This is a genomic window from Nocardioides stalactiti (genome assembly GCF_014180715.1).
GTDB lineage: Bacteria > Actinomycetota > Actinomycetes > Propionibacteriales > Nocardioidaceae > Nocardioides > Nocardioides stalactiti.
Map to the genome: position 1 here is coordinate 1 of NZ_JACEFC010000001.1, position 14,944 is coordinate 14,944.

General features: G+C 73.1%; 12 protein-coding genes. 1 reads left to right on the forward strand and 11 read right to left on the reverse strand.

The window, feature by feature from the left end; genetic code table 11:
• Nucleotides 1–290 (forward strand): nucleoside deaminase (locus H0487_RS00005; RefSeq protein WP_183092174.1); only part of this gene is annotated, 290 nt, incomplete at its 5' end.
• A 13-nt stretch (nt 291–303) separates the two neighbouring features.
• Here the strand turns inward: H0487_RS00005 and H0487_RS00010 are convergent.
• The 11 genes from H0487_RS00010 to H0487_RS00060 all read right to left on the reverse strand — a co-directional run bounded on the left by H0487_RS00010 (nt 304) and on the right by H0487_RS00060 (nt 14,930).
• Entirely contained in the window at nt 304–1,143 is an 840-nt protein-coding gene (locus tag H0487_RS00010) for a thioesterase family protein (protein ID WP_312855764.1), read from the reverse strand.
• Nucleotides 1,140–1,994 (reverse strand): xanthine dehydrogenase accessory protein XdhC, encoded by an 855-nt coding sequence (xdhC, locus tag H0487_RS00015; RefSeq protein ID WP_183092175.1) that lies wholly within the window; start codon nt 1,992–1,994, stop codon nt 1,140–1,142. The genes H0487_RS00010 and xdhC overlap by 4 nt, the downstream gene beginning before the upstream one ends.
• 2 nt (nt 1,995–1,996) lie before the next feature.
• Nucleotides 1,997–4,261 carry a xanthine dehydrogenase molybdopterin binding subunit gene (gene xdhB, locus H0487_RS00020; RefSeq protein ID WP_183092176.1) on the reverse strand — a complete coding sequence of 755 codons (2,265 nt, stop codon included), beginning with the start codon at nt 4,259–4,261 and terminating at the stop codon, nt 1,997–1,999.
• A complete protein-coding gene (locus tag H0487_RS00025; protein WP_183092177.1) occupies nt 4,258–5,628 on the reverse strand; it encodes a xanthine dehydrogenase small subunit in 1,371 nt (456 codons plus the stop codon). Before H0487_RS00025 ends, xdhB begins: the two co-directional genes overlap by 4 nt.
• Nucleotides 5,629–5,936: 308 nt before the next feature.
• Complete coding sequence (locus H0487_RS00030) at nt 5,937–7,748, reverse strand: CocE/NonD family hydrolase (protein ID WP_183092178.1); 1,812 nt, start codon at nt 7,746–7,748, stop codon at nt 5,937–5,939.
• 62 nt (nt 7,749–7,810) lie between these two features.
• On the reverse strand, nt 7,811–8,443 hold the full coding sequence (locus tag H0487_RS00035; RefSeq protein ID WP_183092179.1) for a glyoxalase: 633 nt from the start codon (nt 8,441–8,443) through the stop codon (nt 7,811–7,813).
• Nucleotides 8,440–9,258: a bifunctional allantoicase/(S)-ureidoglycine aminohydrolase gene (locus H0487_RS00040; protein WP_183092180.1), complete on the reverse strand. Its 819-nt coding sequence runs from the start codon at nt 9,256–9,258 to the stop codon at nt 8,440–8,442. The genes H0487_RS00035 and H0487_RS00040 overlap by 4 nt, the downstream gene beginning before the upstream one ends.
• Nucleotides 9,255–10,604 carry an allantoinase AllB gene (gene allB, locus H0487_RS00045; RefSeq protein ID WP_183092181.1) on the reverse strand — a complete coding sequence of 450 codons (1,350 nt, stop codon included), beginning with the start codon at nt 10,602–10,604 and terminating at the stop codon, nt 9,255–9,257. Before allB ends, H0487_RS00040 begins: the two co-directional genes overlap by 4 nt.
• On the reverse strand, nt 10,604–11,500 hold the full coding sequence (gene pucL, locus H0487_RS00050; RefSeq protein ID WP_183092182.1) for a factor-independent urate hydroxylase: 897 nt from the start codon (nt 11,498–11,500) through the stop codon (nt 10,604–10,606). The genes allB and pucL overlap by 1 nt, the downstream gene beginning before the upstream one ends.
• Nucleotides 11,500–12,744, reverse strand: coding sequence for a DUF6986 family protein (locus H0487_RS00055; RefSeq protein WP_183092183.1), 1,245 nt, complete (start codon nt 12,742–12,744; stop codon nt 11,500–11,502). The genes pucL and H0487_RS00055 overlap by 1 nt, the downstream gene beginning before the upstream one ends.
• Complete coding sequence (locus tag H0487_RS00060; RefSeq protein WP_183092184.1) at nt 12,741–14,930, reverse strand: malate synthase G; 2,190 nt, start codon at nt 14,928–14,930, stop codon at nt 12,741–12,743. Before H0487_RS00060 ends, H0487_RS00055 begins: the two co-directional genes overlap by 4 nt.
• Nucleotides 14,931–14,944 lie beyond the last annotated feature (14 nt).

Below are 14,944 nucleotides of genomic sequence, written 5' to 3' on the forward strand. Positions count from 1 at the left end.
CTGCGGCGACCGCCCTCGGCGACTTCAGCCTCGCCGGTTGCACCCTCTACACGTCCTGCGAGCCGTGCCCGCTGTGCCTGTCGGCCGCGCTCTGGGCGCGGCTCGACCGCGTGGTCTATGCCGCCGACCGCCACGACGCGGCGCGCGGCGGGTTCGACGACCGGGCGTTCTACGACCTCTTCGACACGCCCCGCTCGGAGTGGAGCGTGCCGATCACCGCCCACGCGGTGCCTGAGGGGTTCACACCCTTCGCCGCGTGGCTCGCGAAGGAGGACCGGGTCCGCTACTGAGACGTCGGCCCGCTCAGCGGGTCTGCGGCAGCAGCGCGAGCTGGCGGGACTGGGCGACCAGCCGGTCCTGGGAGTCCCAGACCTCGCAGTCCTCCTCGAACATGCCGCCGGCGACGTTGCGGGTGCGGTGCCGCAGCCGCAACCAGCCCGGCGCGGGCTTGGCCCGCACGTGGGCGCTCAGCTCGACGGTCGGTGCCCAGCCGGGAAGCCCGAGGTCGAAGGTGACGGGCGGCAGCGCGTCGACCGCCATCAGGAGCGAGAGCGGATCGGGCTCGCGGTCGTCGGCGAGCCGGAACCAGGCGCTGATCTGGCCACGGCCGCTCGGCTGGCCGAGCGCCCATCCCACCTCGTCGGGGTGGAAGAGCATGGCGAACCGCTGGGTGAAGGGCGCCATCGCCTTCACCTCGTCGGGTGCCATCGTGTTGGGCACGCACTGGTCACGCGGCGGGAGCACCACCGGCTCAGCCGTGGTCCGCACGTCGTCGGTCGGGAACGCGTCGAGGTCGCCGTAGGTCGCCAGCACGGTGAGCCGCACGTCCTCGCCCTGGCGCAGATCGGCCGAGACGGTGGCCGTCCGGCCTCCGACCCGCTGCGGCCGGACGACAGCCCGGACCGGACCGGCGACCGCCGGGCTGACGTAGTAGGCGCTGACGGCGATCGGGTCGGGGTGGCTCGGCAGCGACGCGCGGATCGCGTTGCCGATCAACGAGAGCTGGAAGCCGCCGTTGATCCCGCCGCCGACGCGCCAACCGTCCGACATCGTCCCGACGTGGTCGGCACCGTCCGGGGAGACGGTGATGTCGCGGTCGAACTCGGAGGGCGCGCCGGGCGGCGCGGTGAGGTCCGTGGTCACCGGTCGAGCGTACTGAGGCCCGACCCGGTCGTCGTACCGGCGACGAGCGCCAGCACCTCCACTGTGACGGAGACCGCAATGACGGCGGGTGCCTTGCCGGCGACCCCGGCGGCGGTCGGGTCACCGATCGGCGTACGGACCCGGCCGACCACCTCCGGGGAGTGCCCCAGTGTCGCGAGCTTGTCCTGGAACCGCACCCACTTCGCCGACGACCCGATCAGCCCGATCGTGGCCGGTCCCTCGGCGCGGAGGAGGGCGTCGAGGATCGCGAGGTCCTCGGCGTGGTCGTGGGTCAGGACGAGGACGTGGGTCCCGGGCGGCAGCTCGGCGACGACGAGCTCGGGCAGCACGGGCACCTGGTGGACGTGCAGGTCCGCCGGGCCCGACCGGAGCGGCGCCAGCCGTTGCTCGTCGAGCTGGTCGGCCCGCGAGTCGACCAGGTGGAGCTCGAGCTCGTGGCGGCTGAGCAGCAACCCGATCTCGAAGCCCACGTGCCCCATCCCGAAGACCGCGACTGCTGGCCGTACCGCGACCGGCTCGAGGAGCAGCGTCACCTCGCCCCCGCAGCACTGCACCCCGTGCTCGACGGGGACCTTGTCGGACAGGGAGTGGTGGTCGGTCATCGGCAGGACGGGTTGGCCGGACGCCATCGACGCCAGCAGCCCCCGCGCACGGCTGACGGCGGCCTCCTCGAGGTTGCCGCCGCCGACACTGCCCCAGGTCGCGTCCTCGGCGACGACGAGCTTGGCTCCGGCCTCCCGGGGTGCGTGCCCCCGCACCTCGGTCACCGTGACCAGGACGCACGGGACCCGGCGGTCCCGGCAGTCCTGCAGCGCGCGCAGCCAGTCCACGGCTAACGCCCCCGCGCCCGTTCGACCGCCCACCAGACCGCCTCCGGCGTCGCGGGAGAGGCCAGGTCGACCACCGTGCCCGGCTGCCCGAACGCCGCCACCGCCTCGCGCAGGGCCTCCCGGACCGCGAAGGCCAACATGAGCGGCGGCTCGCCGACGGCCTTGGAGCCGTAGACCACGCCGTCCTCGGTCGCCCGGTCGAGCAGGGCGACGTTCATGACGGGCGGCATCTCCGAGAGGCTCGGCAGCTTGTACGTCGAGGCCGCTTGGGTGGCCAGCCGCCCGCGGTGGTCGCCGTCGGAGGTGTCCCAGCGCAGGTCCTCCAGCGTGAGCCAGCCGACGCCCTGGACGAACCCGCCCTCGATCTGGCCGATGTCGACCAGCGGCGAGAGGCTGTCACCGACGTCGTGCACGATGTCGACCCGCTGGACCCGGTAGCCGCCGGTGAACCCGTCGACCACGACCTCGGCCGCCGCGACGCCGTACGCGAAGTACTTGAAGGGCTCGCCCCGCATCGTCGTCGCGTCCCACGACAGGCCCTCGGTCCGGTAGAACCCCGCGGCCCAGAGCTGGATCCGGTCGAAGTAGGCGGTGCGGACCACGTCCTCCCACGAGGCCGTCGGGCCCAGCTTGTCGCGGACCGGCACCAGCCGGGCGAGGATCTGGTCGCAGGCGTCCTTGACGGCAGCGCCGTTGAGGTCGGCACCCGAGCTCGCCGCGGTGGCCGAGGTGTTGGGCACCTTGTCGGTGCGCGTCGGCGCCAGCCGCACCCGGTCGATCGGGAGGCCGAGCGCAGTCGCCGCGACCTGGAGCATCTTGGTGTGCAGCCCCTGGCCCATCTCGGTGCCGCCGTGGTTGATGAGCACGGAGCCGTCCTTGTAGACGTGGACGAGCGCACCGGCCTGGTTGAACGAGGTGAAGTTGAACGAGATCCCGAACTTCACCGGGGTGAGCGCCAGCCCGCGCTTCTCGTGGGGGCTCGCGGCGTTGGCCTGCTCGATCTCCGCGCGCCGCGCCTCGACGTCGGCGGTCGTCAGCACCTGGTCCCATGCGCGCAGGACCCGTTCGGCGTGCCGCACCGGCTGGCCGTACGGCGTCGCCTGACCCTCGACGTAGAAGTTGCGGCGCCGCAGCTCGTGACCGGTCAGCCCGAGCGCCGGCGCGACCCGGCCGAGGATGTCCTCGATCACGAGCATCCCCTGCGGACCGCCGAAGCCCCGGAACGCCGTCTGCGACGTCTTGTGGGTGCGGGCGACCCGGCCGTCGACCCGGATGTTCGGGATCCAGTAGGCGTTGTCGATGTGGCACAGCGCTCGCGACAGCACCGGCTCGGAGAGGTCGAGGCTCCAGCCGCCGTCGGAGGTCAGCGTCGCGTCGAGCGCCTGCAGCCGACCGTCGGTGTCGAGGCCGACCTTCCACGACGCGTGGAAGCCGTGCCGCTTGCCGCTCATCGTCATGTCCTGCTGGCGGGTCAGCCGGACCCGCACCGGCCGGCCGGTCAGCCGCGCACCGAGGGCCGCGACGGCGGCGTACCCGTGCGGCTGCATCTCCTTGCCCCCGAAGCCGCCGCCCATCCGCAGGCACTGGACGGTCACCTGGTGGCTGGCCAGGCCGAGGACGTGGGCGACGATCTCCTGGGTCTCGGTCGGGTGCTGGGTGCTCGACTGGAGGAACACCTGACCGTCGTCGTCGATCGTCGCGAGCGCCGCGTGGGTCTCGAGATAGAAGTGCTCCTGCCCTGCGAAGTCGATCTCGCCCTCGAAAACATGGGTGGAGGCGGCGAACCCGGCGGCCAGGTCACCGCGCTCCATCCGCGGCCGGGCGCCCTGGAAGCTCTCCTGCTCGATCGCCTCGACCACGGTGATGACCGACGGCAGCGGCTCGTAGTCGACCTCGACGGCGAGCGCGCCGATCCGCGCCGCCTCGAGCGTCTCGCCGAGCACCCAGGCGACCGCGTGGCCGTGGAACATCACCTCGGTCGGGAACAGCGGCTCGTCGTGCTTGTTGCCGGCGTCGTTGACGCCCGGCACGTCCTCGCCGGTCAGGACCCGGACGACCCCGGGGACGTCGTAGGCCGGCTGGGGGTCGAGCCGGGTGACGAGCGCGTGCGCGTGCGGCGCGACGACCGGGTGGGCGTGGAGGACGTACGGCGTGTGCAGCGCGACGTCGTCGGTGTAGAGCGCGCGGCCCGTGACGTGGAGTGCCGCCGCCTCGTGGGCACGGGCTTCGCCGACGACGCCCCGGGTCCCCGTGCGGCCGGTGCTCATCGGGTCTCCTCGAAGAACTTCACCAGCGAGGTGCCGAGCATCGCCCGGCGGTAGTCGGCACTGGCGCGGTGGTCGTCGATGGGGGTCCCGGCCCGGGCCAGGACGGCCGCGGCCGATGCGACGACATCGGCCGTCCACGGCAGCCCGACCAGGGCGGCCTCCGCCTCGGTCGCCCGGACCGGCGTCGCGGCGACGCCGCCCAGGCCGATCGCCGCCCGCGCGACCACGCCGTCGGTGACGTCGACAGCGATCGCGATCGCGACGGAGGAGATGTCGTCGTAGCGCCGCTTGGCGATCTTGTGGAACGCCGTCATGGACGCCAGCGGCAGCGGCAGCCGGACGGCGGCGATGAGCTCGCCGGGCTCGAGCACGGTGGCGCGGTAGCCGGTGAAGTAGTCGGCGAGCGGCACGGTGCGGCGCCCCCCGGCGGACACCAGGACCAGCGTCGCGTCGAGAGCCAGCAGCGCGGGCGGCAGGTCGCCGATCGGCGAACCCGTCCCGAGGTTGCCCCCGATGGTGGCGCCGTTGCGGATGAGGCGCGACGCGAACTGCGGGAACACCGCGTCGAGCAGCGGGACGGCACCCTCGAGGCGGCGCTCGACCTCGGTGAGCGAGAGGGCGGCGCCGATCTCCACGTGGGTCGGTCCCTGCGTGACGCCACGCAGCTCCGCCAGGTGGTCGATCGCGACGAGCAGTCCGGGGCGGGCACCGCGCAGGTTGGCTTCGACGCCGAGGTCGGTCGACCCGGCCAGCGGTACGGCGCCGGGCTCGCCGAGCAGCGCGAGCGCCTCCGCGAGGGTGGCCGGGCGGGCGAAGCCCGGCAGCCGGCCAGGGGTCACCACCGGGGGCGGCGAGGTCGTCCGGAGAGAGAGGTGGTCACCGGCGGCGGGGACCCCCAGCGCCTCCGCTGCCTCGAGGATCGGCCGGTAGCCGGTGCAGCGGCACAGGTTGCCCGACAGTGCGTGCTCGTCGAACTCCACACGGCGGGGGCGGTAGTACTCCGCGGCCATGCTGCACACGAAGCCGGGCGTGCAGTAGCCGCACTGCGAACCGCCCCGGACGGCCATCTCCTGCTGGACCGGGTGGAGCGCGTCCGGGGTCCCCAGCCCTTCGGCCGTGACGACCTCCTGACCCGCCAGCGCGGCCGCCGGCACGAGGCAGGCGTTGATCGCCGTCCACTCGGTCGGGGCCTCGAGGCCGGGCCGGGCGACGAGCACCGAGCAGGCGCCACACTCCCCCTCGGCGCAACCCTCCTTGGCGCCGGTCAGGCCGACCGACCTCAGCCAGTCGAGGGCGGTGGTCGGCGGTTGGACACCGGCCAGGCTGCGGGCCGCGCAATTGACGATGACCTGCGGCTGCTCCTCCATGGGTGAACCGTACGTCGCGCCGCGGCGCGGGTCATCCGGATCGCGGGCCCGACCCGCCGTGTCGGACGTGTCGGACGAGGTCGAACAGGGTCAGACGCGGGCGAGGCGGCGGGTCACCCAGGCGAGCAGCACCTTGGTCTGCTGGACGTAGAGCAGGGCGAGCGACGGCGACCCTGCGCGCGGCAGGTGGGACGAGGCGTGGTGCATGAGGAACCTCCTACGACCGGACTGGCTCAGCGCCGGTACCCCGTATGACGTCCGAGCAGACCGGTTGGTTGCACGAGCGGCACGAACAGGGGGCCGCGACCTCAGCGGACGACGGGCAGGGTCAGCGTCTGGTCGTTGCCCGAGGTGATGGTGACGGGGGCCGGCTCGGTACCGCCCCGGTAGTTGATCGAGCCGCCGGCGACGATGAGGCGGATCCGGTGTCCCGGCTCGAAGCGGTGGACGATGCCCGGCAGGGTGACCGTGAACGGCTTGGTCACGTCGGGGACGCGCACCGGAGCCTCGAGCGCGTTGATGAGCCGCGCTTTGCCGTCAGGACCGACGTCGGCGACCTTCACGTACAGCACCAGCATCCCGATCTCCCCGAGCGCCTGGGTGACCGCCGCCGTCGGGGCACTCACCTTGAGCCGCACCTTCGGCGTACCGACCACGTCGACCGCGGCGGTCAGCGCGGGGGTCTGCCAGGCGGCGAAGGTGCCGGGCAGGTCGGTGACCTCGTTGACCGGCTGGCCGACGTAGCTGCCGAGCACGTCGAGGGTGTTGATGCCGGTCGGGAGACCGGCAGCCGTGGTGACGAAGGACTGCGCGCCGGGCTTGGTCGAGCCGGGGACCAGGTCGCCGGCGCCCGAGAGGCGATAGACCTTGCCGCTGCCGACGGGGAACGCCGCCGCCCAGCGATAGGCCGGCGCAGCGTTGCCGGTGTAGTCGACCCAGTCGCGGAAGTAGGCGAACTCCGGACCGGTGCTGACGTTGGCACCCTTGAGGTAGTGGTCCAACCAGGCGACGATCCGACCGGTCTCGTACTGGGCCGCCGGGTCCGGGTCGCCGAGGTCGATCTCGCCCGGCGCCGCGCCACCCGAGTGGCCCCACGACTGCCAGATCATCTTGACCTCGGTGCCCTGCCTCTCCAGCGCCTGGTAGGTCGCGATCGCCTCGTTGAGGTTGAAGAGCGTGTCCTTCTGGCCCTGGATGAGCAGGACCGGAACCTTGATCCGCTTGACGTACGACGCCACCGAGGCGTGCCGCATCGACGCGACGTCGCCGGGCTGGAGATAGCCCGTGGCAGCGCCCGCGACGAGCGCGGGGCACACGAAGTCGGCGAAGTTCGGGCACGGCACCACGTCCGGCGGGACCTGCTGGTTCTGCAGGTCACCGGTCATGCCGAGGGCCGAGAAGCCGAGGGCCCACAGCTGCTTGGCCGACCCCGAGCGACGGGTCGAGACGCCGGTCGTCTGGTCGGTGCCGTTGGGCGCGAGGCTGTAGCTCAGGTCGTTCCACGTGATGAGGGGGACGATCGTGTCGAGCCGGGCGTCGACCGAAGCGATCGCGAACTGGTTGCCGCCGCCGTACGAGCCGCCGACGGTGCCGACCCGCGGGTCGATCGCCCGGGCGACGCCGTTGTGGTCGCGCGCGTCCTTGACGACGACGTCGAGCCGCGGCGCGGCCTGGGTGTGCGCGGCGTCGGTGTAGGCGATGCCGGTCGCGCCGCCGAGGTAGCTGACGAGCTGGCTGCCGGCCTTGCCGTCCCAGTCGGGGTCGTCGAGCGTGATCTTGCAGCTCGACCCGCCGAAGCCGAGGCCGGAGTAGGACAGCACGACGTAGCCCCGGCTGGCGAACGCCTTGCCGAGGGCGGACTGGTCGTCCTTGGAACCGCCGAAGCCGTTGGTCGTCAGGATCGCCGGCACCCGCCGCCTCGGCGACGCCCCGGCCGGCACGTAGAGGTCGCCGACGATGTCGCAGACCTGGTTGCCCTGCGGGCCGACGAGCACCTTGAAGTGCAGGGTCGTGACCGTGAACGGCTCGGCCGCGGCGGCCGAGGACCCACCACCTGCCGGCACCAGGGCCAGGAAGGCGAGCACGAACGCAAGGAGGGCGGGCAACCGCAGACGACGCATGCAGGTCAAACGACCCGTCTGTGACGGTGGTTACGCGCGGGTAACCGCGCGCCCGCCCCGCCTCACCGGCGGACGTGGGGCGTGATGAGGGCGGTGCGGACCGACATGCCGAGGTCCCGGTGCCGCAACGTCGTGATCCGGCGGCCGGGCTGGACCGCGTCCTTGGGGTGGCCGCCGGCCTCGCCGAGCGCCGCCGCCGCAGCGTCGACGTCGGCCACGACGTGGGTGAGGCCCCACAGGCTCGACGGACCCTCGTTCGCGACGTCCGGGGCCCCGACGACCTCGAGGATCACCTCGCCGAGCCGGTAGAAGACCTGCCGCATCGGAGCGCCCCCGAGACTGCCGTCGCGCTCCCGCCGCGGCTCGAGGCCCACCGCGGCGAGGGCGGTGATGGTCCGTGCCAGGTCGGGCGAGAGCAGGACGACGTGGTCGAGGAGGGTCACCCCGTTGGGGTGCTCCCCCGGTTCCTCGGGCGCGGCGGCGGCGACCGTGGTGGGGATCCCGTCGACCTCGCGCAGGCCGTCGTCCACCCCGCTCAGGGCCCAGCCGACGACCCCGGTCCCGCGCTCGCGACCGACCAGACGGACGGCGACCGTGCCGACCCGGCAGGTCCCGTCCGCGTCCACCGCGAACCCGGCGGCCGTCCACGCCTCCGGCGGGTCGGCGACGACCAGCCCGGCGAGCGCGACGGTCACCGGAAGGAGAGCCCGACGTGCCGGTTGACGTCCTTGTAGAGCAGGTAGCGGAAGCGTCCCGGCCCGCCGGCGTAGCAGGCCTGCGGGCAGAACGCGCGCAGCCACATGAAGTCGCCGGCCTCCACCTCGACCCAGTCCTCGTTGAGGAGGTAGACCGCCTTGCCCTCCAGGACGTAGAGGCCGTGCTCCATCACGTGGGTCTCGGGGAACGGGATCGCGCCGCCGGGCTCGAAGGTGACGATGTTGACGTGCATGTCGTGACGCAGGTCGGCGATGTCGACGAACCGGGTCGTCGCCCAGGCGCCGTCGGTCCCCGGCATCGGGACCGGCGCGACGTCCTGCTCGCGGGTCACCAGCGGCTCCGGCACCTCGACCCCGTCGACGCGCTGGTAGGCCTTGCGGATCCAGTGGAACGTGGCCGCGTTGGCCCCCGGGTTGCGCAGGGCCCACGGCGTACCCGGCGGCAGGTAGACGTAGGAGCCCTCCCCCAGCAGGTGCTCGGTCCCGGCGAGGTTCAGCGTCAGCGAACCGTCGACGACGAACAGGACGGCCTCGGCGTCAGGCTCGTCCTCGACCCCGTCCGAACCGCCGCCCGGCGAGACCTCCACGACGTACTGGCTGAACGTCTCGGCGAAGCCGGACAGCGGGCGGGCGAGGACCCAGAGCCGGGTGGCCTCCCAGTGCGGGAGGAACGACGTCGTGATGTCGCTGAGGGTGCGCGCCGGGATGACGGCGTAGGCCTCGGTGAAGCGGGCGCGGTCGGTCGTCAGTGCGGTCTGGGGCGGCAGGCCGCCGCGCGGGACGTAGTAGGTCACCGGACACCTTTCCTCAGCAGCCGGCCCCGAGGAGAGTCACCGGCACCGAGAAGTATCGGCTCCCCACGCAACCACGTCTCGCGAACGACGCCACGGAGACGTCGACCGGCGTAGGGCGACACCGGGTTCTTGTGGTGGAGGGTCGCCGGGTCGACCGTGAACTCCTCGTCGGGAGCGAAGCGAACGAGGTCGGCATCGGCACCCACCGCGATCCGACCCTTGGCGGGCAGCCCGACCCGGTCGGCCGGTGCCGTCGCCATCCAGCCGACGACCTCGGCGAGCCCGTGACCGTGCTCCCTGGCCGCCGTCCAGACCGCCGGCAGCCCGAGCTGGACCGACGCGATGCCGCCCCACGCGGCGCCGAAGTCGCCGCCGCCCTGCTGCTTCAGCTCGACCGTGCAGGGCGAGTGGTCGGAGACGACGAAGTCGATGTCGCCCGCGCCGAGCGCCCGCCACAACGCCTCCCGGTTGGCGGCCTCGCGGATCGGCGGGCAGCACTTCAGCTCGGTCGCTCCGTCGGGCACCTGCTCGGCGGCGAAGGTCAGGTAGTGCGGGCAGGTCTCGGCCGTGATGTCGACCCCCTCGGCGCGGGCCGCACGCAGCATCGGCACCGCGTCGGAGCTGCTGAGGTGGACGACGTGCGCCCGCCCGCCGGAGGCCCGCGCCCGGTCGATGACCAGGCCGATCGCGGCGTCCTCGGCGGCGTGCGGCCGCGACGCCAGGAAGCCGGCGTAGTGCGGACCGTCGAGCGCCGCCTCGTCGAGGAGGTCGCCGTCCTCGGCGTGGACGATCATCAGCGCGCCGAGCCGTGCGGTCTCCGCCATCGCCTCCGCCAGCCCGTCCGGCGTGAGCGCGCCGAACTCCTCGACCCCCGAGTCGAGCAGGAAGCACTTGAAACCGAACACCCCGGCGCCGTCGAGCGCCTCCAGCTCGCCGACGTTGCCGGGCACCGCGCCGCCCCAGAAACCGACGTCCACGCGGACCTGGTCCCGCGCGACCGCCCGCTTCACGTCGAGGTGCTCGCGGGTGGTCGTCGGCGGGATCGAGTTCAGCGGCATGTCGATGATCGTCGTGACCCCGCCCGCGGCGGCGGCCGCCGTCGCGCTGGCGAAGCCCTCCCACGCGGTCCGCCCCCGCTCGTTGACGTGGACGTGGGTGTCGACCAGCCCCGGCAGCAGCACCTCGTCGTCGGCGACCTCGACGGTCCGCGCCGCAGCCTGCGGTTCGTCGTACGGCGTCAGGGAGACGATGCGTTCGTCGCGGATGCCGACACACACGGCCACCTCCGCGTCGCCCACGACCGCCCGGCGTGCGCGGACCAGGACATCGAGCACCGGGTCGGGCATCAGCAGAAGCCGGGCAGGTGGAGCCAGGCGTCGGGCGCCGGCGGGAGGCCGTCGCGGAGCACCTGGGCCTCGATCAGGCCGTAGGGCCGGTCGGCCGCGATGAAGACCTCGCCGTCGTTGGTCAGGCCGGGCACGTCGAAGCCGCTGAAGTCGACGAGGAAGTGGTGCTTGTTGGGCGCGGAGAACCGGATCTCCGCGATGCCGGGCTGGCTGTCGAGCACCGCGCCGCCCATCGCGTGCAGGGTCTCCTGGAGGGCGCGCGAGTAGGTCCCGGCGAAGGTCTCGAGCAACGTCTGCAGAGCCGCGGCGTGCGAGGCGTTCCAGTCGACGCCGTCGCCCCCCTCCGACAGGGTGTGCCGCCATCGGGCCACCAGGGAGGTGGCGAGGATCCGGTCGTCGGTCTCGGGGAGGGTCGTGAACTCGTCCTTGAGGAACCCCCGGAACTCCGAGTCGGTGGAGTTGAGGACCACCAGGTCGGCGATCCCCGACAGCACGCTCGTGTGCTCACGGCCGACGGTGACCACCGCCGTCCGGACGGCACCGCCGCGACGCACGAACGAGTGGTCGCCGATCCGGTCCCAGGCATGCTCCTCGATCCGGACCTGCGCGCTCGACGCGGCCGGGCACGCCTCGAGCAGCCGCCGGCCGAGCGCCAGCCCGTAGTCCTCGATCGAGTCGATCCCGTGGATCTTGGCGTAGGCGAAGGCGGTGTTCTTCTGGGTGTCGGTGGGCAGCACGTCGGCCTGGTCGCCGGTGATGTGCGCCGCCTCGAAGTCCCCGCGCAGCGACGTCGAGACGTTGAGGTCACGGATCTCGTGCCGCGGGGTGTCACGCACGATGCGCACCACGCGGTTCTCGGCCTTGCCGTACTGGTTGGCTCCGAGCACGTGGGCCATCAGGCCTCCTTGAATCGAGGGTGGGTGAACCGGAAGAGGTCGTCCCCGGTGAGACCGACGGCAGCCTGGACCTCGGCCGCGTCGACGGCACCGCTCTGCAGGCCGCGCAGGAGATACGACGCCAGCGCCCGCGCCGTGGCCGGCTCGTCCGCGATGCCGCCCGTCTCCTGCGCGAGGTAGGCCGCGAGCCGTTCGAGCGCGGGGCCCAGCGCCGCGCGGTAGAACGCGAACGTCGCGGCGTAGCGGGTCGGCAGCTGCCCGGGGTGCAGGTCCCAGCCCTGGTAGTAGCCGCGCTCGAGGGAGCGCCGCACCAGCCGGTGGTGGAGGGCCCAGGCGGCGGCCACGGCGTCGGCGTCGCCGACCGGGAGGACGTTGGTCGAGCCGTCGCTCAGGTAGACGCCGGTGCCGGCTGCGGCGGCCTGCATCACGAGCTTGGCGTGGTCGGCTGCCGGGTGCTCGAGCGACTGGTGCGCGGCGACGATCCCGCAGGACGCCGAGTAGTCGTAGGTGCCGAAGTGCAGGCCGCGCAGCCGCTCACCACCGGCGTGCACCATCCGCGCCACCAGCGCCGAGCCGTCGGGCCCGAGCACCGACTGCGGCGTCTCGACCTGGATCTCGAACCGCAGGCCGCCGTGGGGCAGGCGGAGGCCGTCCTCGACCAGGGCGCACGCGTCGACCATCGCCTCGACCTGGTCGAGACTGGTCACCTTGGGCAGCGTCACCGCCCAGCCGCCGAGCGTGCCGTCGGCCTCCTTCAGCGCGGCGAGGAACGAGGTCAGGGTCCGGATCGCCCGGCCGCGGGTCGCGGCCTCCAGGCACTTGATCCGGATGCCGCCGAACGGTGCGGACGTGTTGGCCGCGCGGCCCGCTGCCCACGCTTGTGCGGCGCGCACCACGTCGGCGTCCTCCTCGTCGTCCGCTCGGTCGCCGTACCCGTCCTCGAAGTCGATCCGGAGGTCCTCGACCGGCTCTCTCGCCAGCTTGGCGCGGACCCGGGCCACGACGTCGTCGTCCGCGACGAGGTCGGCGAACCGGTCGGCGTGCGCGTCGATCAGCGCCAGTGCCGCCGCTCCGTAGGACGGCACGAGATCGGCGTGGTAGCGGTCAGCCGGCACATAGACGGTGTGGACCGGCTGGCGATCGGGCCGCTCCCCCGGGAAGTCGGCAGCGAGCGCGGCGTCGGCGTCGGCGAGCCGGACGTCGAGCCGGCTCAGCACGGCGCTGGCGAGGTCGTCGGGCGTCATCCGCGCGGCTCCTGACCCTGCTCCTGGGCCTTCCGGGCGCGCCGACGGCGGTGCAGGATCGGCTCGGTGTAGCCGGACGGCTGACGCAGGCCCTCGAGGACCAGCTCGCGGGCAGCGGCGAACGCCTCGCCGTCGTACGACGGGCCCATCGGCTCGTAGTCCGGCCCGGCCTGCTGCTCGTCGACGACGTCGGCCATCCGGCGCAGGGCGGCCTCGACCTGGTCGACGGTGACGACGCCGTGGTGGAGCCAGTTGGCGACGTGCTGGCTGGAGATCCGGCACGTGGCCCGGTCCTCCATCAGCTCGGTGCCGTGGATGTCGGGCACCTTCGAGCAGCCCACGCCGTCGTCGACCCAGCGCTTCACGTAGCCGAGGATGCCCTGGAGGTTGTTCTCGATCTCCGCGAGCCGGTCGTCCTCCGACCACGACGTCGGGTCGCCGTACGGGACCGTGAGGAGGCGGGCGAGCCCCGAGCCTCCCGCGTCGTGGCGGACGGCCAGCTCCTGCTGCCGGGCGGCGACGTCGACCTGGTGGTAGTGGAGCGCGTGCAGCGTCGCAGCGGTCGGCGACGGCACCCAGGCGCACGACGCACCGGCTCGGGGGTGGCCGACCTTCTGCTCGAGCATCGCCGCCATCTCGTCGGGCATCGCCCACATGCCCTTGCCGATCTGGGCCCGCCCGCCCAGGCCGCAGGCGAGGCCGATGTCGACCGAGCGTTCCTCGTAGGCCTGGATCCAGGGCTCGGCCTTCATCGCCGCCTTGCGGACCATCGGCCCGCCGAGGGTCGAGGTACGCATCTCGTCGCCGGTCCGGTCCAGGAAGCCGGTGTTGATGAACGCGACCCGGCCGCGGGCGGCGTGGATGCAGGCGGCGAGGTTGGCCGAGGTCCGCCGCTCCTCGTCCATGATCCCGAGCTTGACGGTGCCGCGCCCGAGCCCGAGCAGGTCCTCGACACGGGCGAACAGGTCGTCGGTGAACGCGACCTCCTCCGGCCCGTGCATCTTCGGCTTCACGGCATACATCGCGCCCGTGCGTGAGTTGCGCAGGGTGCCCCGGCCCTGGAGGTCGACCAGGCTGCAGAGCGCGGTGACGACGGCGTCGAGGATCCCCTCGGGGACCTCCGCACCGTGCTCGTCGAGGACGGCGTCGGTCGTCATCAGGTGGCCGACCTGGCGGATGAAGAGGAGCGACCGGCCGGGGAGGACGACCGGGCCGTCCGGGCCGTCGTACTCCCGGTCGGGGGCGAGGGTCCGCGTGGAGGTCCGGCCGCCCTTGACCATCTCCACGCTCAGCGTGCCGCGGTTGAGCAGCAGCCAGTTGCGGTAGGCCGCGACCTTGTCGGCAGCGTCCACCGCGGCGATGGAGTCCTCGAGGTCCATGATCGTGGAGACGGCCGCCTCGAGGAGGAGGTCCTTCACGCCGGCCGCGTCGTCGCGGCCGATGACGTGGTCACGGTCGACCTGGATCTCGACGTGGAGGCCGTGGTGGACGAGCAGGACCCCCTCGGGCGCTGTCGGGTCGCCCCGGTGCCCGATGTACTGCGCGGGGTCGGCCAGGCCCGTGCCGCCACCCGCCAGCGCGACCCACAGCGCACCGTCGACGACGGCGTAGCCCTGCGCGTCGGCGTGGGAGCCGCCCGCCAGCGGGAAGTGCTCGTCGAGGAAGGCGCGGGCACGGGCGATGACCTCGCCGCCGCGGCGCGGGTTGTACGACGTCCCGCGCTCGCGGCCGTCGCCCTCCGGCACGACGTCGGTGCCGTAGAGCGCGTCGTACAGCGAGCCCCAGCGCGCGTTCGCGGCGTTGGCCGCGAACCGGGCGTTGAGGACCGGGACCACCAGCTGGGGGCCGGCCTGGGTCGCCACCTCGACGTCGACGCCCGCCGTCGCGATCGAGAACGTCTCCGGCTCGTCGACGAGGTAGCCGATGTCACGCAGCATCGCCTCGTAGACCGCCGGGTCGGTGACCGGGCCGGGGTGGTCGACGTGCCAGGCGTCGAGCTGCCCCTGGAGCTCCTCGCGGCGGGCCAGCAGCGCCCGGTTGCGCGGCGCGAGGTCGGCGAGGATCGCAGCGACGCCGTCCCAGAACGCCTGCTCCTCGAGGCCCGACCCCGGCAGTGCCTCGTCGCGCACGAACGCGTGCAGCTCCGCAGCGACCTGGAGCCCGCTGACCTCGACCCGATCCGGCATTGGCACAGACTAGA

Coding starts and splice junctions, on each gene's coding strand:
- H0487_RS00055 (WP_183092183.1), bottom strand. CDS start 12,744: ATGACGCCCGACGACCTCGCCAGCGCCGTGCTGAGCCGGCTCGACGTC.
- H0487_RS00025 (WP_183092177.1), bottom strand. CDS start 5,628: ATGGAGGAGCAGCCGCAGGTCATCGTCAATTGCGCGGCCCGCAGCCTG.
- H0487_RS00030 (WP_183092178.1), bottom strand. CDS start 7,748: ATGCGTCGTCTGCGGTTGCCCGCCCTCCTTGCGTTCGTGCTCGCCTTC.
- pucL (WP_183092182.1), bottom strand. CDS start 11,500: ATGGCCCACGTGCTCGGAGCCAACCAGTACGGCAAGGCCGAGAACCGC.
- H0487_RS00060 (WP_183092184.1), bottom strand. CDS start 14,930: ATGCCGGATCGGGTCGAGGTCAGCGGGCTCCAGGTCGCTGCGGAGCTG.
- allB (WP_183092181.1), bottom strand. CDS start 10,604: ATGCCCGACCCGGTGCTCGATGTCCTGGTCCGCGCACGCCGGGCGGTC.
- xdhB (WP_183092176.1), bottom strand. CDS start 4,261: ATGAGCACCGGCCGCACGGGGACCCGGGGCGTCGTCGGCGAAGCCCGT.